The organism is Arthrobacter sp. MYb213 (genome assembly GCF_002979915.1).
In the GTDB taxonomy this organism is placed as follows: Bacteria; Actinomycetota; Actinomycetes; order Actinomycetales; family Micrococcaceae; genus Glutamicibacter.
This window is the reverse complement of the sequence record NZ_PCQA01000007.1, coordinates 205,042-224,750: the sequence shown is the minus strand read 5'-3', so window position 1 is coordinate 224,750 and position 19,709 is coordinate 205,042. Positions and strand designations below refer to the sequence as shown.

The window sequence follows — 19,709 nt, the reverse complement described above, 5'->3', positions numbered from 1 at the left end:
GAAGTAAATACTAAACTGTTAGATCAGAAAATGACTGATCTTCTAAGGTTTATTCTGCTGCCGTGGGGTGCGACACTTGAGGTATCCCAAGCCTGCCGTGCGTGCACCCCGGTGCCCGATCCTCAAAGGAACCAGCATGAAAGCTCTATACAAGTCCGGCCCACACGCCGGGTTGGAACTCGTTGACCGGCCAGAGCCAGAAACCGGAGCTCATGATGTGAAAATCCGTGTCATGACCGCTGGCATCTGCGGCACGGACCTGCATATTGAAGCCTATGATGAGGCCGCGCAGGCCATGATCAACACCCCTCTGGTCCCAGGTCACGAATTCTACGGCGAGGTCGTGGAAGTTGGAGCTTTCGCACACGGCGTCAAGGTCGGTGACCGTGTGTCCGGCGAGGGCCACGTAGTCTGTGGCATCTGCCGAAACTGCCGTGCCGGACGTCCGCACATGTGCATCAACGTCAACTCCGTTGGCGTTCAGCGCGATGGTGCATTCGCCGAATACGTAGTGATCCCGGCAAGCAACGTGTACATTCACCGCGACGAGCGCATCACCCCGCTGCTGGGCGCAATTTTTGATCCATTTGGCAACGCTGTGCACACCGCATTGCAGTTCCCCATGGTGGGCGAGGACGTATTGATCACCGGTGCCGGACCAATCGGACTCATGGCAGCAGCAGTGGCCCGCCACGCCGGAGCGCGCAACATCGCCATCACCGATGTCTCTGAACAGCGTCTGGAACTGGCACGAAGCATGGGAGTGAACCTGGCCATCAACGTTTCTAAACAGCGTGTGGCTGAGGCTCAGAAGGAACTGGGCATGCGCGAAGGTTTCGACTTCGGCATGGAAATGTCGGGGCACAAGACCGCATTGCCAGAAATGATCGAAAACATGAACCACGGTGGCAAGATCAGCATGCTTGGACTGCCTAGCGAATCGATCGATATTAACTGGGGCAAGGTCGTCACCCACATGCTCACCCTGAAGGGGATCTATGGGCGTGAAATGTTCGAAACCTGGTATGCCATGAGCGCCATGCTCACCACCTCGGACGTTTTGCGTGAACGCGTCGCTTCGGTAGTTACCGACTTTATCCCTGCCACCGAATGGCAAGACGGATTTACCGCCGCCCGTGGTGGGCACGGCGGCAAGGTTGTTTTGGACTGGACTGTTTTCTAGGAGATATGACATGTACACAGATATGAAAGAGCAGCTGTCCGCGGAACTGGAACAGCTCAAAGAAGCAGGACTTTTTAAAGCAGAACGCCACATCGATTCGGCACAGTCCGCGTCAATTATGGCCGGTTCCTTGGGCAGTGAAGCCCGCCGGGTACTGAACTTCTGCGCGAATAACTACCTAGGCCTAGCCGATGATGCCCGCATCATCGACGCGGCAAAAAATGCAATGGATGAGCGTGGCTTCGGCATGGCCTCTGTCCGTTTCATCTGCGGTACCCAGGATCTGCACCTAGAACTTGAGTCCAAGCTCTCGGCCTTCCTTGGCACCGAAGACACCATCTTGTTCTCCAGCTGCTTCGACGCCAATGGTGGTGTATTTGAGTCCTTGTTCGGCAAGGAAGACGCGATCATTTCCGACTCGCTGAACCATGCCTCGATCATTGATGGCATTCGTTTGTCCAAGGCAGCACGTTTCCGCTACGCCAACCAGGACATGGCTGATCTGGAAACTCAGCTACAGGCAGTAGCAGCCCTCAACGATGGTGCCGGTGCACGACGCACCATCATCGTCACCGACGGTGTGTTCTCCATGGACGGCTTCTTAGCTCCGCTGGAAGCTATCTGCGATTTGGCCGATAAATACGGTGCACTGGTCATGGTTGATGATTCCCACGCGGTGGGGTTCATGGGAGCAACAGGCGCAGGAACTCCGGAGCACGCAGGTGTCTCTGACCGCGTGGACATTTACACCGGCACCTTCGGCAAGGCGCTAGGCGGAGCCTCAGGTGGTTATGTTTCTGGACGCGGCGAGATCGTAGCTATGCTTCGCCAGAAGGCCCGCCCTTACCTGTTCTCCAATTCACTTGCTCCGTCCATCGTGGCAGCCACCCTGAAGGCCCTGGAATTGGTGGTCGATTCAGGTGACCTGCGCGAGAAGCTCTTTGAGAATGCGGCGCTCTTCCGTCGTCGGATGACGGAGGAAGGCTTTGATCTGCTTGACGGCGAGCATGCCATCATTCCGGTGATGTTCGGCGATGCGGTCAAGGCCGCCGAAGTAGCATCAAAGATGTTGGAACATGGCGTTTTTGTCACCGCGTTCAGCTTCCCGGTAGTGCCAAAGGGCGCAGCACGCATCCGTGTTCAGCTCTCCGCAGCACATTCGGCCGAAGATATCGAAGCCTGCGTGAAGGCCTTCATCGCCTCGCGCTAAATAGACGGTCTCAGTCGCCCCGATTCCCTCCATGGAAACGGGGCGACTCTGTTATATCCACTGACAAGTCCGAAATGCCAGATTGAACCTGATGACTTCGCTACCTGCGCCGCGTACTTTTCAATAAGCTCTGATAAGAACCGTGATAGTGCGCCATCAGAAGCTTAGGACGCACTCAAGCAAAAGGAACCACAGGCAGATGAGCACCCACTTACTGACAAACATCTCCCAACTGACCACCGTTGACGCCGCCGGCACCGTAATGGTGAACGCAGCAGTGCTGATCCGAGACGGAATCATCGAATGGGTGGGCTCAGCCCAGCAAGCGCCCGAGGCTGAGGTCATTACTGATCTGGGCGGCCGTGCGGTACTTCCGGGGTGGGTCGACTCGCACAGCCACCTAGTCTTTGCCGGAGATCGAGCAGACGAATTTGTTGCCCGGATGGCCGGTGAAGACTACGCCGCCGGGGGGATTGCCGTCACCACCTCGGCTACCCGCGCCACCGATGACAACGCCTTGTCTGCACTGGTCTCGGCTCGTCGGGCTGAAGCACTGTCTATGGGAACAACCTGGATGGAAACTAAAACGGGTTACGGCCTCACCTTAGCCGAGGAAGTGCGGCATGCACTTCTGGCACGAGAAATCGTGGATCAGGTGACTTTTCTGGGTGCTCATCTGGTTCCGGCCGGTCGCGACGCAGATGACTACACCAACGAGGTAGCCGGCCCAATGCTTGATGCAGTGGCCCAGAGCGTAGATTTTGTGGATGTCTTCTGCGAACGCGGAGCATTTAACGAAGAACAATCACGCCGAGTAATGCAGGCGGCCAAAGACCGCGGGATCTCCACAAAGATTCACGGAAATCAGTTGGGCCCAGGTCCTGGGACAAAGCTCGCCGTAGAATTTGGTAGCCACTCGGTGGACCACGTGAATTATCTTGAACCAGCGGACATCAACGCGCTCGCCGGGTCTTGGAGCGGTTGGGATAAGGCGGCACGGAAGGGTTCGCGTGGGGTGGTGGCTACATGCCTTCCGGCCTGTGATCTTTCCACTCGTCAGCCATTGGCGCCGGGGCGTGAGCTGCTCGATGCCGGTGTGGTGATCGCTTTGGCCAGTAACTGTAATCCGGGGACCAGCTACACCAGCAACATGAACTTCTGTGTGGCGACCGCGGTGCTGCAAATGAGGCTGAGCCTTGCCGAGGCGATTGAGGCAGCCACTTTTGGCGGTGCCTTAGCCCTCGGTGTGGCGGACAAAGTAGGGTCGATAGAAGTTGGGAAGCGTGCAGACCTGCATGTTCTGGATGCACCCTCCGCCGCACATCTGGCATACCGGCCCGGAATGACTCTGACACACAGCGTGTATCGAGCAGGAGAAAAGGTTACCCTCTGAGGATAAATTTACCGTCAGGTGTTTCGGAAAACTGACGATTGCTGGATCGCCCAAAAATACTCACGGACCACGGCGACTCTTCATCAAATGAGCCAAGATGCCAGTCAGAATATCGGTGCGTCAAGATGAGACCGGTGCCATGCACTGCGAGGTCTTGATCTGTAGGTCCACCACGCATGCCAGTGGTGGTGCCAATGATGAGGACGCCATTGTCGGAGAGGTGATTTTCAAGCTGAGCCATAGATGCTGCGAAATCGGTCTCCGAGAGAAAAGCCGGAACATTTCCAGCAAGCAAAATGGCATCATAGGTAGTCGGCAGACCAAGGCCTGCTAAGCGTCCGAACGTGATTTCGGCGGCTCCTAGCCGCCTGAACCAGCTAGGTTCGTAGAGCTCGTGGGCCGTCCGAAGCACCGCCACGGTCGGATCGATTCCAAAAGCCTGATGGCCACGGGTCCTGAGGCCATTGACGGCATTTCCAATTCCGCAGCCAACGTCCAAGACTGTTGCTGAGCGAGAAATTAGCATGTCGAGAAAGCGTACATCAACCTCAAAATCGATGCCTTCCTCGGTGAGCGCGCGCATTTTGGAAGCATAGGCGTTCAAATCAGGGACCTGAGTCATAGCCTCAGTCAGTCACGGGGCGAAGAATTCGAAACCATGAAACGTGGGAAGAATAGAGGTAAACACTAGACGTATCGTTGCGCTGAGACCGAAATATAGAAGTAAGTTGGCCATCCGTGATAGACAATGAAGTATGGCTACTACTGCATTCAAAGATACCCCCGTCCAGACTATTGGAGAGCTGCCAGCCGTTGGCGCGCAGGCTCCAGCGTTCACCCTCACCGACACCGGCCTCGCAGATGTCACCAGCGAATCACTCGCTGGCCGACGCGTGGTGCTGAACATCTTCCCATCGGTCGACACCGGTGTGTGCGCAGCTAGCGTACGCCGCTTCAACGAACTGGCTGCCGGCTTGGAAAACACCACCGTTGTGTGTGTTTCGGCTGACCTGCCATTCGCCTTGGGCCGCTTCTGCGGTGCAGAGAACATCGAAAATGTGACCGCTGCTTCCGTGTTCCGCTCGGACTTTGGCTCGGCGTACGGCGTGACCCAGGTAGATGGGCCACTAGCTGGTCTCTTGGCACGTTCCGTCGTCGTTTTGGACGAGACCGGCAAGGTCGTTTACACCCAGATCGTTCCGGAAATCACCACGGAGCCAGACTACGACGCAGCTATTGCAGCGCTAAATAGCTAGTAATTTTTTGCGGTCATAGGCGAATTAATTCGTCAGGTGTTGCGCTAGTCAAGGAGTATCGGGCCCATTAACTTGGGCGCGGTGCTCCTTGACTTTTTAATGCGGCTTGAACATCGCATGTCCGCGCGCATACTGGCTGTTCTTGTTTACAGCGATTACCCTACGCTCAGCTCCAACACAGCGGCCGAAGTCTATGATCGATAGGTGACTGGTGAAAAGACGTTAACGAAGAGCAATGCTCGCATCCTCAAGATGGAAATCTTCCTTGTTATGGGGCTCTGTCTGGGGCAGAGCGCGGTGTATTCGTTGATTAGCTTTGCCGACAAGGTGACCCGTGCGCCACTGCGCGACCAAACCACGTCGATGAATAATCCGCTCAACACCCGCGAATACTTTGACCTGTCTTATCAGCTGCTGGATATTTTATTTGCTCTGATCCCGGTTCTTCTTGCGCTGTACTTGATGCACCGCACGCTGGGACGAAGTGTGAAAGATATCGGATTCGACTTTCGCAGGCCGGGCAAAGATTCGTTGCTCGGGGCAGGATTATTTCTTGCCATGGGTCTGGGAACTTTGGGGGTTTATGCCGCAGGCCGCGCCTTAGGGATCACCACCACTCTGTCGACGGCTAATCTCGCAGATTATTGGTGGAGCGTGCCGGTGCTGCTACTTTCTGCCGTCCGGCATGCGGTGCTCGAAGAAGTGATCATGTTGGCATTCCTCTTCGGCTACGGAAAGAAACTCAACTTCGGACCGTGGACGCTGATTTTGGTTTCGGCGCTGATCCGCGGTAGCTACCACCTCTATCAAGGCGTTGGCCCGATGCTGGGAAATGTGGCCATGGGTGTGGTATTCGGTTGGATTTACCAGAAATATGGTCGGGTGATGCCGTTGGTAATCGCGCACTTCTTGTTGGACGCCGTTGGCTTTGTCGGCTTCATGTTCTTCGGCCCTGCTATCGGTATCGGTAGTTAACGCCACAACGGTAAGCATCCTGAAATGGCAATAAACCAACCCTTCAACGGTACCTTTTAGCCATGGAGATCAGAGAATTGGAAGTGCCCGAGATTGGCCAAGCAACAGCCCTGTGGCAGAGCGTAGAAATTACGCGACCGTGGAACGATCCCACATCAGATGCGCACAAAGCATTGGAAAATCAGAGCTCTACGATTCTTGCAGGGCATCATGAGCAACGGCTGGTAGCTACAGCCATGGTTGGGTTTGACGGTCACCGGGGCTGGCTATATTACGTGGCGGTCCACCCCGACATGCAGGGCCAAGGTTTTGGGCAACAGATCATCGAAGCCGCGTCGCGTTGGCTTGCTGAACAAGGGGTGCCCAAAGTGCAGCTCATGGTGCGGACCGAAAACACTGATGTGATCGGATTTTACGAGCGACTGGGTTACGAAGCTCAAGATGTAGTGGTCCTGGGTAAGAGACTTGAGTAGTTGGAACGACAAAGGGTAGGCGAGGACGTTGCCGTCCCTACCTACCCTTTATTTGACGTTCTTCGTTATAGCGTGACCAAGCCATTGTCGGTTTCAAAGGTGACCGACAAGATGCCTGGAGTGCCGTTGGGTGCTTCGTATTCCATGCTCACCGCGCCAAGATTGACGTTCTCGGGCTGGCCGAGCCAGTCCAATACTCGGTCTCGAGAACCAGCGATAGTGATACTTTGAATCGCACCTACAGGCTCTAGAGCCTTGGACGGGTGCAAATCCTCGGTGCCAGCGTCCCAGCGCAGGAGGTAAGGGACCTGCGGGTCAGCGATCAGACCCTTGATTCCAACCTGCTGCCAGGTGAGTTCGCGGCCGTCTGGGAACTTTCGGTTTCCCGGAACAGATTTGCGCCCCAGCCGCTCTTCGGCGCTGGAGAGGTCTTCAACAGACACACACCATCCCATCCAGCCGCCACCAAGCTCAGAGCGGGCTCGTACTGCCTGCCCAAACGGTGCTTTGTCGCTTGAAGGGTGGTTGAGAACTTCAACAACTTCTAGGTACTGGTTGTGCTTGAGCGGGAAAATTACATTCCGCGTTCCAAAACGCGGATGTACGCCCCCCTTGACGAATTCCAGGCCCAAAGTCTTGGAGATTCTTTCGGCGGTTGGCATGAGCCCATCGGGGCCACATGCGTAACTAACGTGATCTAGCCTCATCATGTGCCCCATCATGTCACTATGTGATCTCAGTCTCGACTTAGGTGACCCTAAGTGGTAATGGCGGGATCGAACAGTCTGCAGAAAATTCTTCATTAAAGATCTATATGACCGATTGAGTCACATTGAGCTATCTCATATTGCCAAATTCTTCGGCTATCGGGCAGACTTGAGTCAGGTCATGAGTCCCAGTAACAAGCCCCGGCTTACTGGGCGGCAACCCTCCGCCGCGGTGGGGTGCCCCGGGTGAAGACCTGGCCCTCAACACACTATGTGTTGCGGACAAGCGCGGGTTACCCCCTTCGAAAGCGCCTCGACGAGGAACTTGCCGTCGGTGTGTTTTTGAGTGGTGTACCCCCATAGTCGACAAGCTATATGGAGGAAACCATGAGTAATAACTGGTCTTTTGAAACACGTCAGATCCACGCTGGGCAGCAGCCCGATCCGGTGACCGGTGCGCGTGCCCTGCCGATCTACCAGACGACTTCTTTCGTCTTCCCCAATGCAGAGAGCGCTGCAGCTCGCTTCGCTCTGCAGGAACTGGCGCCGATTTACACGCGTATCGGTAATCCAACGCAGGAAGCCGTAGAAAATCGAATCGCCGATCTCGAAGGCGGAATCGGTGCGTTGTTGCTTGCCTCCGGCCAAGCCGCCACTACCTTGGCCATCCTCAACCTCGCGCAGGCGGGCGATCACCTGGTGGCCAGCCCAAGCCTCTACGGTGGAACGCAGAATCTGTTCAAGCACACCCTGCGCAAACTTGGCATTGAGGTTAGCTTCGTTGCTGATCCAGATAACTTGGAGCAGTGGCGTGCAGCGGTCAAGCCAAATACCAAAGCCTTCTTTGGCGAAGTCGTCTCCAACCCACGCCAGGACATCCTAGATATCGAAGGGATCTCTGAGATCGCCCACGAGGTCGGAGTTCCGCTCCTAGTTGATAACACCTTGGCGACCCCGTACCTGATTCGTCCCATCGAATGGGGCGCCGATATCGTGATCCACTCGGCCACCAAGTACCTAGGCGGACATGGCACCGCCATTGCTGGGGTCATCGTAGATTCGGGTAAGTTCGACTTTGCGAAGGATCCAGAACGATTCCCGGACTTCAATACCCCGGATGAGTCTTACAACGGTTTGGTATTCGCGCGGGACTTAGGCGTCGACGGAATTCTTGGGGCGAACCTCGCCTACATTCTGAAGGCACGCGTGCAGTTGCTCCGTGACCTTGGAGCGGCGGTGGCACCTTTCAACGCCTTCCTCATTGCGCAGGGTCTGGAGACTTTGTCGTTGCGCATGGAGCGTCACGTGCAAAATGCCAAGGAAGTTGGCGCCTGGCTTGAAAGCCAAGAACAGGTTGAGAAGGTCGCCTACGCAGGCCTGCCTTCCTCACCATGGTTTGAACGCGGACAGAAGTATTCACCAAATGGTGTTGGCGCAATTATTGCCTTCGACATTGCCGGTGGCGCCGAAGCTGGCAAGGCTTTTGTGAATGCGTTAGAACTACATTCAAATGTGGCGAACCTAGGCGACGTTCGTTCGCTGGTAATCCACCCAGCGTCTACCACCCACGCACAATTGAGCGACGAAGAACGTTTGGCCGCAGGTGTGCGTCCAGGTCTGGTGCGGTTGAGCGTGGGACTTGAAAACATCAAGGATATTCTCGCTGATCTGCAACTTGGTTTTGCTGCTACCAAGCAGCTTTCTAGCCAGGAATTGCAGGAAACTCTTTAGGCATGGCATCCATAGTGACTACCGAAGAAACTCTGCCATCGCAGGAGCTTACCGACGGACAAGACGGCATTTTGCGTCGCGCGTTCGTGGGGGAGTACACCTTCGAAACTGGTGGCTACCTACCGCAAATCGAGTTGGCCTATGAGACATGGGGTCAGCTAAACGCGGACGGGAGTAACGCGGTGCTGGTGAAGCACGCGTTGACCGGTGATGCGCACGTATCGCGCGGAGATTCACAGACCCCGGGCTGGTGGGAAGACTTTGTCGGCCCCGGGCTAACCGTTGATACCGACAAATATTTTGTCGTGGCCATCAACATCATCGGTGGTTGCAATGGATCTACCGGACCAAGTTCGCTTGACGAACAGGGCAATGCTTGGGGTTCACGCTTCCCCTTTGTCACCATCAAGGATTCGGTGCGCCTCGAAGCGCGTCTGGCTACCCTGCTAGGTGTGCACACCTGGCATGCGGTCATCGGTGGTTCCATGGGTGGCGCGCGAGCTCTGGAGTGGGCAGTTGAATTCCCCGACCTCGTGAAGAACGTGGTGGTGATGGCTTCCAGCGCACAAGCTACGGCGGAACAGATTGCTTTTGCGCAGGTGCAGACCGAGGCGATTCGGCTTGATCCTAACTTTGCGCAGGGCGATTACTACGCCAACGGTGTGCGTCCGGATGCGGGATTGGGACTGGCCCGTCGCTTGGCACATATTACCTACCGCTCAGAGACCGAGCTAGAGACCAGATTTGCGCGCAATGCGCAGCCTGGTGAAGAACCGTTCGCTTCGTTGGACGGCCGGCGTGGCCGGTACCAGGTGGAAAGCTACCTGGATCATCAGGCGACTAAACTGGTCCATCGTTTTGACGCGAATAGCTATCTGGTCCTCACCGAGGCTCTGATGAGCCACGATGTGGCGCGCGGTTATGGGTCGCTTACCCAGGCGTTGGCTCGGCTGGCTAAGGTGAACGTGGTGGTTGCCGCGGTCAACAGTGACCGGCTGTACTTCCCGGCGCAGTCTGAACTGATCGCATCCTCGTTGCCGAAACCTAAGCCAGTGCATTACATCGATTCACCGATCGGTCATGACGGTTTCCTCACGGACGCCAAGCAACTTGGTCCGGTACTGACCGCCCTGGTCTTTGATGACTAAGGTCTAAAAACTACGCAGTGATATGAATTTGGGACGTGGATTGTCGCACCAGTAATCGGTGCAGCAAGCCACGTCCCATTTGTTTTGCGTGTTTATTTTTGTCCGGGAGTACTATCTCCAGCACCCAGCGAGGCATTCGGCGGTTGCACGGTGAAGGGTGTGGGAAGCGGTCTTTTTGCACTAACCCCGTCACCGGAAGACTGATGACGAATTCTGCGCAGGATCCACGGACCAAAGTATTCGCGAGCCCATTGCAGGTCCTCAATGCGTGCTTCGCGCCAGCTTCGGGCTGCGTGCTCTAATTGCGCGTCCATGACTTGTTCATGGGGCACGTTCAGTGCATCGAGCACCATCGCTGAGATCACTTGGTGTCCGGCGGGGGAGAAGTGCAAGCGGTCTGGATCCCACATTTGTGTTTGGCGGAGCTCGCTCAATGCCCAGAGATCTCCCACGACTGCGTCATGACGCTGGGCGATGGCACGGACGTTTTCGTTGTAAATGGCGACCTTGCCACGAATCCCGCCAAGTACCGGGGTGTCGCGAATGTCCGGTCCGGTGAGTAACACGATGGTGGCCCCGGTAACGCTTAACTCGGTGATGGCGAGATCTAGCTTTTCTGCGATTTTATCGGGGTCGCCACCGGGCCGGATGACATCGTTTCCGCCGGCGCAAATGCTGATCAAATCCGGTTTGAGATCGATTGCTGGTTTAAGCTGTTCTGCAACAATTTGATTGATTAGCCGTCCGCGAATGGCTAGGTTTGCATAGGCGAAATCTGGAACGGTGGTGCTTAGCTGCTGGGCTACGCGGTCAGCCCACCCGCGATGTCTACCTAGATTGTGTGGATCGGGGTCGCCGATTCCCTCTGTAAAAGAATCTCCGAGCGCAACGTATCGTCGCCATGGATGATTTGCTGCTTGGGCTGGAACGGCTGAGCCGGAGGTGGGGAATTCAGACACCACTACATTGTTACCAATCGGTAACTTGATGTCAATGGATTAAGACAAATTAGTCACGCAGCGCTTGGCTTCGAGCTTGCGTATATTCCTCGCGAGAAATGACTCCGCGTGTAAGCAGATCATCTAGCTCGGATAGTTTCTGTTCCGTTGTTTTCTTGGGAGCGAGCATCTGTGAGCGAGCCAACCGGGTGGTCACGTCTGTCTGTAGGGTAAACGGATCAAATCCTGCTTTTCTGGTGGCCTTGTAATTTCGAACTGCGATGTAAATGATGAAGCCCACGAAAAGGATAAAGAGCACGGCAAATATTCCCGTTAATAGCGGAATAGCGCTAAAGGTCGATTCCACGAAAGTTGAACCGCCCAGTGGATCGTCCTCCATGAAACCGAAATCTTGCAATTCATTAGAATCGATCAGTTGTGTTATTTCCATCTCGTCCATGAGTCCCGTAATTCTGCGAATCGGCCCCTGTCGATCACCAAGACCTATGACCGGTGGTGCTACGTATTTGAATAATTATCACTAGTCAAACATGTTTATGAACAGAATGTAAGATGATTTTTGAAGTTTATGCTATTGCAACAAAAGACTTGCGACCACCCTTGCGGATCAAAGCGCGCAGGATTCTGGTTGACTAGTTAGGTGAACGAAAAAACTTGGAATCCTACAGTCATCTGGTCTCGTCCCGAGGAAGAACGGGCGGGTACTCCGTTGCTCGTGCTCTTGCACGGCTACCTATCTAATGAAGAAGACCTCATGGGCTTGGCTCCTATGCTGCCCGAGGAATTCACCATTGTCTCCGTGCGTGCACCGCAAGCACTGGGGCCGGGTTTCACCTGGTTCCCACTAATGCAAGATCTGGATTACTCCTTCACTGAAGTGAAATCAGCAATCACTGATTTGTGGAGTTGGCTGGAGCCAATTAGCAAGCAACATTCCTCGGTGAGCCTGCTTGGATTCTCAATGGGCATGGCCGTGGCCACTTCGTTGTTGCGTCATCAGCCGGAGGCCATCAAAACCGTTGTGGGCCTCTCTGGTTTTGCGGTTCCCGAAGAAGGTACTGGCTTCTTCAATGACGAAAAACTCCGCCAGCTGCGCAAGCCACTTTTCTGGGGACGTGATCAAGAAGATCCGGTGATTACGGCGGAAAAAGTTGAGTACACCCATGGTTGGGCGACCACCGAGGTTCATCTCACCAAGGTGCTCTACTCAAATATGTTGCACTCGGTCAATGCGCAGGAGATGGCTCACGTGCACGAATTTCTCAGCACAGTAGTCCTAAAAACCGAAGCCGAGTAAGAAGTTGAATCTTGTAAAAAACTTGTGGCGGTGTCTCCAATAAAAGGAGACACCGCCACAAGCGCAGAATATAAATTGAACTACGCGGTTTCGACAACTACCGATTCGCCGCGCACGGAGATGGTGTCTCCATTGCGCATCTGGGCGCCACGGCGAGTTTCGATCTTGCCGTTGACCAGCACCTGACCGTCTTCGATCAGCTGTTTGGCGTGAATTCCGTCTTCGGCTAAGGACGCCAGCTTCAGTAGCTGTCCTAGGCGAATGGATTCGTCACGGATCTGGATGGGGAATACCTCGGAATTTGCCATGCTTACATCATCTCGCATCGAGGAGTGACTGTGAATGCTTTTCAGCCGCGCACCGACTTTTGTGGCGGATCAAACACGGGACTGGATGCGCTTGGGCACCCGTGAAGTGTGCGTCCCACGAGACGGACGCGATAGGCTTAAGCGGTATGTGTTTCCTACGGACCGCAACCAGCGGCCTCGTACTTTCCTTTGGAGTTGAAGATGGCGCCACAGTCCAAGCTTGATCAGGTTATTTCCCTCGCGAAACGTCGCGGATTCGTTTTTCAGGCTGGTGAAATTTACGGTGGTTCCCGTTCCGCATGGGATTACGGGCCACTAGGCACCGAGCTGAAAGAAAACATCAAGCGCGAATGGTGGCAGTCCTTTGTGCGCGGGCGCGAAGACATGGTGGGACTGGACTCGTCCATCATCCTGCCTAAGGCAGTATGGGAAGCCTCCGGCCACGTGAAGACCTTCACCGATCCGCTCATTGAGTGCACCCAGTGCCACAAGCGCCACCGCGAAGATCACCTCATCGAGGCATTCGTTGCGAAGAAGGGTCGCGATCCCAAAGACGGCATGAGCGAAATCGCCTGCCCAGATTGCGGAACTAAGGGCCAGTTCACCGAGCCACAGCAGTTCTCCGGCCTGATGAAGACCTTCTTGGGTCCACTGGATACCGAGGCTGGTATGGCGTACATGCGTCCGGAAACCGCTCAGGGTATCTTTGTGAACTTCGCCAACGTGCTCAACGCGAGCCGCAAGAAGCCACCTTTTGGCATCGGCCAGATCGGCAAGGCTTTCCGTAACGAAATTACCCCAGGTAACTTCATCTTCCGTACCCGCGAGTTTGAACAGATGGAAATCGAGTTCTTCACCGCACCAGAAGAAGCCGATGAATGGTTCAAGCACTGGGTGGATGCTTGCTGGGCTTGGTTCTTGGACCTAGGCCTGAACCCAGAAAACCTGCGCCAGTTTGATGTGCCAGAAGACGATCGTGCGCACTACTCTGCCGGCACCATCGACTTCGAGTACCGCTTTGGCTTCCAGGGTTCGGAATGGGGCGAGCTGATGGGCGTCGCCAACCGTACCGATTACGACCTGACCAGCCACAAGGACGCATCGGGCACCGACCTGTCCTACTTCAACCAGGCCTCCGGCGAACGCTACGTACCGTTTGTCATTGAGCCTTCCTTTGGCCTGACCCGTTCCATGATGGCTTTCTTGGTGGATGCTTACACCGAGGACGAGGCACCGAACACCAAGGGTGGCGTGGACAAGCGCACCGTGCTGAAGCTGGACCCACGCTTGGCTCCGGTCAAGGCCGCCGTGTTGCCACTATCGCGCAACGAATCGCTGTCGCCTAAGGCTAAGGATCTGGCAGCGGAACTGCGCAAGCGCTGGAACATTGACTTTGATGATGCCGGGGCTATCGGCCGTCGTTACCGTCGTCAGGATGAGATTGGTACTCCGTTCTGCATCACCGTGGACTTCGACACCCTCGAAGACCAGGCAGTGACCATCCGCTCACGCGACACCATGGCGCAGGAACGCGTGGCCTTGGACCAGGTTACGACCTACCTATCCGAGCGTCTGAACGGAGCCTAGAGCGCATGAGCGACCTAGAGATTCGCCCCTGGCGTTCGGGCGATGACCTCGAACTGCTGCAGCTCTTTGGCGATCCGCTGTCCCCACACGCTCATCAGGACCGCACGATGCTGCGTGAGAATAGCGATTCGCCGTTTTCACGCACGTTGGTGGCTACCAGTGAATCGGTAGCCATTGGTGCTGGCGTCATCTTTGCCTCCTCGTTGCACCCGCAGCGTTTGTGGCTTTATGTTGAGGTGGCTCCGGGCCAGCGTCGACAAGGTGTGGGCACGGCTTTGGTGGCACATTTACGTGAACTGATTCCTGCGGGGCAGAGCACCGAGCTGAAGTCGCGTTACACGGTGACTGCCGGGGACCCGGCCACCGCGGCACAGGGCTTCTGTACCGCACTGGGTTTGGGTGAGATTCAGGTTTCGCGTGATGTGATTGTTGAACCCGGTGCGCTGGCCGAACCGGTGTTTGACACCAATGACCGCGTCATCGAGGACATCGCCACCGGCAGCGTAGAGCTGACCAAACTGGTGATGGACTTCTATAACGCCACCCACCAGTGGGACCCGGCGAAGATGACCTTGGGCTCGGCGCAGAAGATGTTGCTCGATGACCGCACCGGTGCCCAAGGGGCTATCGTATTGCGTGACCGACCACGTGTTGACGGCGGCAAGATCTTGGCATTCGCGATTAGCTACATTCCGGCACGCGAAGAGTCACCAACCGACGTGTTGGTGGGCTTCAACCCGGAATACAGCGATGATCAGGTTGCCGAGTCGATCCGTGACCTGGTGGCCATGCTGGTGTACCAATACCCGGTCAAGCTCGAAGTCGACTCCTCGATGTTTGTGCTCTCCTCCTTGGTTGATGCACTGGCAAGCGTGGAGCAGGCTACGGTCATCTCGACTACGCATATCCTGGCTAGCGACCACAGTAGCTAAACCAATCAAAAACGGGACCAATTCATTTGAACTGGTCCCGTTTTTTGTTCTCCCGGCACACACTTTGTGTCACACATTTGAGAAAGACTAAGTAGTGAATCAATCCGTAAGCCCGGCCTTGAGCCCAGGGACGAGACTGGCATATCTGATCATCGCCGTGGCTACCGGGTTGCTGATGCCAATTCAGAGCCGCGTTAATGGCGCTTTGGGCGTGCAATTAGCGGACCCTTTTGCCGCCGCGCTGGTCAGCTTTGTGGGGGGATTGGTGGCCCTAACGCTGATTCATCTGCTGCTACCTGGTCCGCGAAGGGCCGCACAAACTATCCCACGGGTGATTAGGCAACGACAGTTTCCTTGGTGGTATTTGGCTGCTGGCATGGTCGGTGCATTTGTGGTGGTCAGTCAGTCCACCGCGGTGCCCATTGTGGGTGTGGCACTTTTTACGGTGAGCTTGGTGACCGGCCAAACCGTGGGTTCGATGATTGTGGACCGACTCGGATTTGGGCCTGCCGGTCCGCGAAAGATTAGTGCACTACGAATGATCGGCGCGCTACTGACAGTGGTTGGCGTGCTCTGGGCGGTCAGTCCACGCATTGTCACCGACGTTGAGTTGGGGACGTTACTGTTTCCCATGGTTTTCTCATTGATTGTCGGCGTGCTGATGGGCTACCAATCTGCGTCCAACGGAGTCCAAGCTCAGGCTTATGGAAACCCGTTGACCGCCACACTCATGAACTTTGTGGTGGGCACGCTCATGCTGGGAATGATCATCCTGATTCGTTTACCCATAGCCTCCACCGGAGGAAACTTCCCCACACAGTGGTGGTTCTACGTTGGAGGCCTGCTGGGGTGCGTGTTTATCGGTGTCTCAGCATTCATGGTCAAGCATTTGGGCGTGCTTTTTACCGGGCTATGTATGATCTGTGGCCAGTTGCTCGGATCCCTATTGCTTGATCTAGTAGTGCCCACCGCCGGTTCACACATCAGCTTCGCCACCGTGGCCGGAACGGTGTTGACGCTGCTGGCAGTCGCGCTCGCCTCGGTGAGCGGCAGCGGAAAAACTCGACGCAACCGAGGCTAAAAACTGCAGCTTTAGTCTCGGCCGGCGTCTGAGGTTTCTTGGCCCGCCACTAACGCGAGAACGGTATATTGCGTCTGACCCTCAGAGTCGATATTTACTAGTAGGCCCGATGGCGCACTCTGCGCATGGGCAGTAATCGACTGCAATAGTTCACTGAACTTTGCTTGCTCCGGTTTTGCTCCCGCGGCAGGAATCCAATGAAGTCCAATCCCTGGCAGCTTGCGCAGTTCGTCGAGTAACGGCTCGCATCCGTGTGGCGCAACGACCATCAGAGTTGTCAGCACCGGGCGATGAACCGGTACTACAGTCTTCGACTGGTCCGTAGCCAGACGTTCTCGGTCTGAACGCCACAGTGCAAAGTGATACGCGGCCACGGCAGCGGTGGCTATCAGCCAACCAAAAGGCGCCCGGATCAAGTCGAGCAAGCTTCCCGAACCGGTGGTGACTAACAAGAATTCAAACACCCGATAAGCGATCACCAGCAGGGAAATCAACGCGACTACCGCGCTGACTCCGAAGAACAGCACCAGATAAATACGCCGATTTGCGGGATCTGACGCTCGCTGAGGGCGGAAGAAATATACCCATGCTGCTCCGCCGATAACCAACAGTCCAAGGCCGTAGCGCAACACGCTGGTTGAACCGGCAGTCGCATAGTCGCTGACGAGACCCGCCAGAAGCGCATTGATCACCATGCCAAGCCCACTGGCCCCGATCGCAAGGGATCCGCCACTGATCAGCTGGCGCGCAGCCTCGGCGACGTGGGCAGGACGCGATGCACTCTTTGTGTGGTGGTAAAGCCAGGTCATAGAACCCACCAAGACCGCGGCAAGCAAGAGCGGTGTTTGGCTGGCGAGATCATCGGCGGCACCGTCTGCTGCGCCGGGTAGGGGAAGGAGCACCCCGAGCAACACCGCGGCACTAAACAGGGTAATTACGCCAGGGATGGCAACAAAAAGCAGAATAAATAGAAAATCTGTGAATTCGTCGACCATCCGGTGCACGCGCTGAACGATCCACTGCCACCACCACAACACGCCTGCTCCCACGGCCCATACCGCGGCGCTCAAAAGGCTAGGTAATGCCGAGGCCGGACCGATCAATGTTGGCTGCGGGGATATGAGTTCAACCAAGGCTATCTGCAACAGGGTCACCGCTGAGATAGCAAATAACACCAGTGCAAAAGCTGCCGCTAATGCTCCTGGAAGTGAGGGTAGTTGTGTCGGCGCATATTTGGGGCTCTTGAGGATCCGGTATTGCCAGATGAAAATCAGGCCCCAGCCTAGCGCGGCCCCGAGCATTGGTTGCCAGTCGGTGGCTCGTGTCGGATCGATGAGCTCGGAGAATAAACGCAGCAAGGACACTGCGGACATAGCCAAGGCGATCACGTAGACCGCCGCGGCCTGTATGGTCCAAATTGCCGAATCGGCAGGTTGCAACGTAGGCAGTTTAAGTTTCAGCTGACCCCACAAGAACCACACTAAAGGTCCTGCAATGAGCGTGAATGACAGGCCAATCGCTATTTCCGAAGACCCTGGGTCGGTGGGGACAAAACCTCGAAGAGCCATCGTAATCAAGGTGGATAGTCCGGACCCAAGCACCATGAGCACAATGAATAGCAGTCCATGCAAGATGAGTTGGCGCAGGCTGGTGACGGCCGGAGTCGAACGTGGGGTAGATAGTGTGCTCATGATCAGTACCCGATCATTTCTTTGTCGGTGCAAAGATTAACTTGCCAAGGTGCTGTCTGGATTTTCCATTCATCCGCGGATTTTCTCAGTTCGAAGGTTTCTGGGTAACTGCCGATGCCGAAGATCGAATCAAAGGCTCCGGGGTTGTCCACAAAATTCACGGTAACCACTGCCTGATTACCAGTGATCACCGTACTAAGCAGGTCAACGTTGAGATCTTGACTCTCGGAAGTGTACACATCACAGAGTTGGGTCACCGCAGTATTCGCGACGTAGTCCTTAGCCTCGGCGATATCACCGTCCGCAATGGCCATGACATAGCGTTGAATGACCCCCTCCGCGGTATTCGGTGGAAGTAACGGCGCGGTCGGTCGCATCGCAACCGAGATTAATGCGGCTATAACCAACGCCACACATAGCGCTCCGAGGCCCGCCAAGACCCAGCGCACTAGTGAAAAATTACTTGTCATACCCTAATTTTGCCTTTTGAGGGGTGAATAAACCAGCTGTGAAACGTACCGAATTGATAAAGATCTCACCCGCGATTTGCGCATATTTGAGATACTGGTTTAGTGACGATTCTTTCTCCCACCCAAACTAGTACGTCGACCGACGTTCCGACTCTCGAATTGCCTCCATTGCAATTGGGCAAGCACACCATTGAAACACCGGTGATCTTGGCTCCGATGGCAGGCATCACCAACCGGGCGTTCCGTCGACTGTGCCGCGAATACGGTGGTGGCGTGTATGTCACCGAAATGGTGACCGCACGCGCTTTGGTAGAACGTAATACCGAATCGATGCGCATCATTTCCCACGATCCAGATGAAGAATTCCGATCCATCCAGATCTACGGGGTAGACCCGAATACCGTCCGCGCCGCAGTGCGCATGGTCATCGACGAAGACCGAGCCGATCACATTGACCTGAATTTCGGTTGCCCGGTGCCAAAGGTAACCCGTAAGGGTGGAGGAGCGGCGCTACCGTGGAAAACGGACCTGTTCACCTCCATCATTGAGGCTGCAACTTCAGAGGCCGCCAAGGGCGAGGTGCCGTTAACCATCAAGATGCGCAAGGGTATCGACGACGATCACCTAACGTATATCGAGTCGGCTAAGATCGCTCGTGACCACGGCGCCGCCGCGGTCACCCTACACGCGCGCACCTCGCGTCAGTACTACGCGGGCAAGGCCGATTGGGACTCAATCACCACCCTGCGTGAAGCAATGCCAGATATGCCAATCTTGGGCAATGGAGATATTTTTAGCGCCGAAGACGCGATCGAAATGGTCGAGCAGACCGGCGTAGACGGAGTGGTTATTGGCCGTGGCTGCCAGGGCCGCCCGTGGCTCTTTGGTGACCTGCAGGCAGCCTTCGAAGGCCGGGCCGATCGGTTCCGCCCCGGAGTGCGTGAGGTTGCCGATACCGTGTACCGCCATGGTGAACTGCTGGCCGAATTCTTTGAAGATGAAGGCAAAGGGATGCGCGATATCCGCAAGCACATCGCCTGGTACTTCAAGGGTTACCCGGTGGGCGGCGACATCCGCTCCCAGCTGGCACAGGTGCCCTCCTTGGAACGACTGCGTGAACTACTGAACGAACTCGATCTCGATTTGGGTTACCCAGGAACGGCCGCAGAAGGAACTCGTGGCCGCGCCGGAACGCCGAAGAAAACTCACCTACCCGACGGATGGTTGTCCACTCGGGAGATGAGTGATGAGCACCGAGTGATGATTAAGGCCGCTGAGTTAGACATCTCCGGTGGATAAGTCAGCGAG

Annotated in this window: 20 protein-coding genes and 1 riboswitch; of the genes, 13 read left to right on the top strand and 7 right to left on the bottom strand. The window is 55.7% G+C overall.

The genetic code is table 11. From position 1 onward, the window contains the following. Positions 1-136: 136 nt before the first annotated feature. From tdh to hutI, 3 genes are all read left to right on the top strand, one after another. Positions 137-1,183: an L-threonine 3-dehydrogenase gene (tdh, locus tag CQ011_RS16145; RefSeq protein ID WP_105678718.1), complete on the top strand. Its 1,047-nt coding sequence runs from the start codon at positions 137-139 to the stop codon at positions 1,181-1,183. Positions 1,184-1,193: 10 nt separating this feature from the next. After that, positions 1,194-2,393, top strand: coding sequence for a glycine C-acetyltransferase (locus CQ011_RS16140; RefSeq protein WP_105678717.1), 1,200 nt, complete (start codon positions 1,194-1,196; stop codon positions 2,391-2,393). Between the two features lie 199 nt (positions 2,394-2,592). Then, positions 2,593-3,786, top strand: coding sequence for an imidazolonepropionase (gene hutI / locus CQ011_RS16135; RefSeq protein WP_105678716.1), 1,194 nt, complete (start codon positions 2,593-2,595; stop codon positions 3,784-3,786). Here hutI and CQ011_RS16130 read toward each other — a convergent pair. Beyond that, positions 3,776-4,408: a class I SAM-dependent methyltransferase gene (locus CQ011_RS16130; protein WP_105678715.1), complete on the bottom strand. Its 633-nt coding sequence runs from the start codon at positions 4,406-4,408 to the stop codon at positions 3,776-3,778. The genes hutI and CQ011_RS16130 overlap by 11 nt on opposite strands. 133 nt (positions 4,409-4,541) lie before the next feature. Here CQ011_RS16130 and tpx point away from each other — a divergent pair, with 133 nt between their 5' ends. From tpx to CQ011_RS16115, 3 genes are all read left to right on the top strand, one after another. Next, positions 4,542-5,042, top strand: coding sequence for a thiol peroxidase (tpx, locus tag CQ011_RS16125; RefSeq protein ID WP_105678714.1), 501 nt, complete (start codon positions 4,542-4,544; stop codon positions 5,040-5,042). Positions 5,043-5,294: 252 nt separating this feature from the next. Next, positions 5,295-6,017 (top strand): CPBP family intramembrane glutamic endopeptidase, encoded by a 723-nt coding sequence (locus CQ011_RS16120; protein WP_105678786.1) that lies wholly within the window; start codon positions 5,295-5,297, stop codon positions 6,015-6,017. A gap of 62 nt (positions 6,018-6,079) precedes the next feature. After that, positions 6,080-6,490, top strand: a complete 411-nt coding sequence (locus CQ011_RS16115; RefSeq protein WP_105678713.1) for a GNAT family acetyltransferase — start codon at positions 6,080-6,082, stop codon at positions 6,488-6,490. A gap of 65 nt (positions 6,491-6,555) precedes the next feature. Here the strand turns inward: CQ011_RS16115 and CQ011_RS16110 are convergent, their stop codons facing one another. Further along, positions 6,556-7,200: a VOC family protein gene (locus tag CQ011_RS16110; protein ID WP_105678712.1), complete on the bottom strand. Its 645-nt coding sequence runs from the start codon at positions 7,198-7,200 to the stop codon at positions 6,556-6,558. 174 nt (positions 7,201-7,374) lie between these two features. After that, a riboswitch (SAM riboswitch) is annotated at positions 7,375-7,492 on the top strand. Between the two features lie 92 nt (positions 7,493-7,584). Between CQ011_RS16110 and CQ011_RS16105 the strand changes: the two genes are divergently transcribed. Together CQ011_RS16105 and metX are read left to right on the top strand one after the other, a co-directional pair. Continuing rightward, positions 7,585-8,928: a bifunctional o-acetylhomoserine/o-acetylserine sulfhydrylase gene (locus tag CQ011_RS16105; protein ID WP_105678711.1), complete on the top strand. Its 1,344-nt coding sequence runs from the start codon at positions 7,585-7,587 to the stop codon at positions 8,926-8,928. 2 nt (positions 8,929-8,930) lie between these two features. Next, positions 8,931-10,076: a homoserine O-acetyltransferase MetX gene (gene metX, locus CQ011_RS16100; RefSeq protein ID WP_105678710.1), complete on the top strand. Its 1,146-nt coding sequence runs from the start codon at positions 8,931-8,933 to the stop codon at positions 10,074-10,076. A 92-nt stretch (positions 10,077-10,168) separates the two neighbouring features. Here the strand turns inward: metX and CQ011_RS16095 are convergent, their stop codons facing one another. Together CQ011_RS16095 and CQ011_RS16090 are read right to left on the bottom strand one after the other, a co-directional pair. Continuing rightward, complete coding sequence (locus CQ011_RS16095; protein ID WP_502692897.1) at positions 10,169-11,038, bottom strand: SGNH/GDSL hydrolase family protein; 870 nt, start codon at positions 11,036-11,038, stop codon at positions 10,169-10,171. Positions 11,039-11,084: 46 nt separating this feature from the next. Continuing rightward, entirely contained in the window at positions 11,085-11,465 is a 381-nt protein-coding gene (locus CQ011_RS16090) for an SHOCT domain-containing protein (RefSeq protein WP_105678784.1), read from the bottom strand. A gap of 210 nt (positions 11,466-11,675) precedes the next feature. On the opposite strand from CQ011_RS16090, the gene CQ011_RS16085 reads away from it, so the two are divergent. Further along, on the top strand, positions 11,676-12,332 hold the full coding sequence (locus CQ011_RS16085) for an alpha/beta hydrolase (protein WP_105678709.1): 657 nt from the start codon (positions 11,676-11,678) through the stop codon (positions 12,330-12,332). A gap of 80 nt (positions 12,333-12,412) precedes the next feature. On the opposite strand, the gene CQ011_RS16080 is transcribed toward CQ011_RS16085, so the two are convergent. Continuing rightward, positions 12,413-12,640 carry an RNA-binding S4 domain-containing protein gene (locus CQ011_RS16080; protein ID WP_105678708.1) on the bottom strand — a complete coding sequence of 76 codons (228 nt, stop codon included), beginning with the start codon at positions 12,638-12,640 and terminating at the stop codon, positions 12,413-12,415. A gap of 201 nt (positions 12,641-12,841) precedes the next feature. Here CQ011_RS16080 and CQ011_RS16075 point away from each other — a divergent pair, with 201 nt between their 5' ends. The 3 genes from CQ011_RS16075 to CQ011_RS16065 all read left to right on the top strand — a co-directional run bounded on the left by CQ011_RS16075 (position 12,842) and on the right by CQ011_RS16065 (position 16,240). After that, a complete protein-coding gene (locus CQ011_RS16075; RefSeq protein WP_096256719.1) occupies positions 12,842-14,227 on the top strand; it encodes a glycine--tRNA ligase in 1,386 nt (461 codons plus the stop codon). Positions 14,228-14,232: 5 nt separating this feature from the next. Further along, positions 14,233-15,159 (top strand): GNAT family N-acetyltransferase, encoded by a 927-nt coding sequence (locus CQ011_RS16070; protein ID WP_105678707.1) that lies wholly within the window; start codon positions 14,233-14,235, stop codon positions 15,157-15,159. A gap of 94 nt (positions 15,160-15,253) precedes the next feature. Beyond that, a complete protein-coding gene (locus CQ011_RS16065; RefSeq protein ID WP_286161236.1) occupies positions 15,254-16,240 on the top strand; it encodes a DMT family transporter in 987 nt (328 codons plus the stop codon). An 11-nt stretch (positions 16,241-16,251) separates the two neighbouring features. Here the strand turns inward: CQ011_RS16065 and CQ011_RS16060 are convergent, their stop codons facing one another. Together CQ011_RS16060 and CQ011_RS16055 are read right to left on the bottom strand one after the other, a co-directional pair. Then, positions 16,252-17,931 carry a DUF5671 domain-containing protein gene (locus CQ011_RS16060; RefSeq protein ID WP_105678706.1) on the bottom strand — a complete coding sequence of 560 codons (1,680 nt, stop codon included), beginning with the start codon at positions 17,929-17,931 and terminating at the stop codon, positions 16,252-16,254. A 2-nt stretch (positions 17,932-17,933) separates the two neighbouring features. Beyond that, on the bottom strand, positions 17,934-18,401 hold the full coding sequence (locus tag CQ011_RS16055) for a nuclear transport factor 2 family protein (RefSeq protein ID WP_105678705.1): 468 nt from the start codon (positions 18,399-18,401) through the stop codon (positions 17,934-17,936). Between the two features lie 102 nt (positions 18,402-18,503). Between CQ011_RS16055 and dusB the strand changes: the two genes are divergently transcribed. Beyond that, positions 18,504-19,700, top strand: a complete 1,197-nt coding sequence (dusB, locus tag CQ011_RS16050) for a tRNA dihydrouridine synthase DusB (RefSeq protein ID WP_286161235.1) — start codon at positions 18,504-18,506, stop codon at positions 19,698-19,700. The last annotated feature ends 9 nt before the right edge of the window (positions 19,701-19,709 follow it).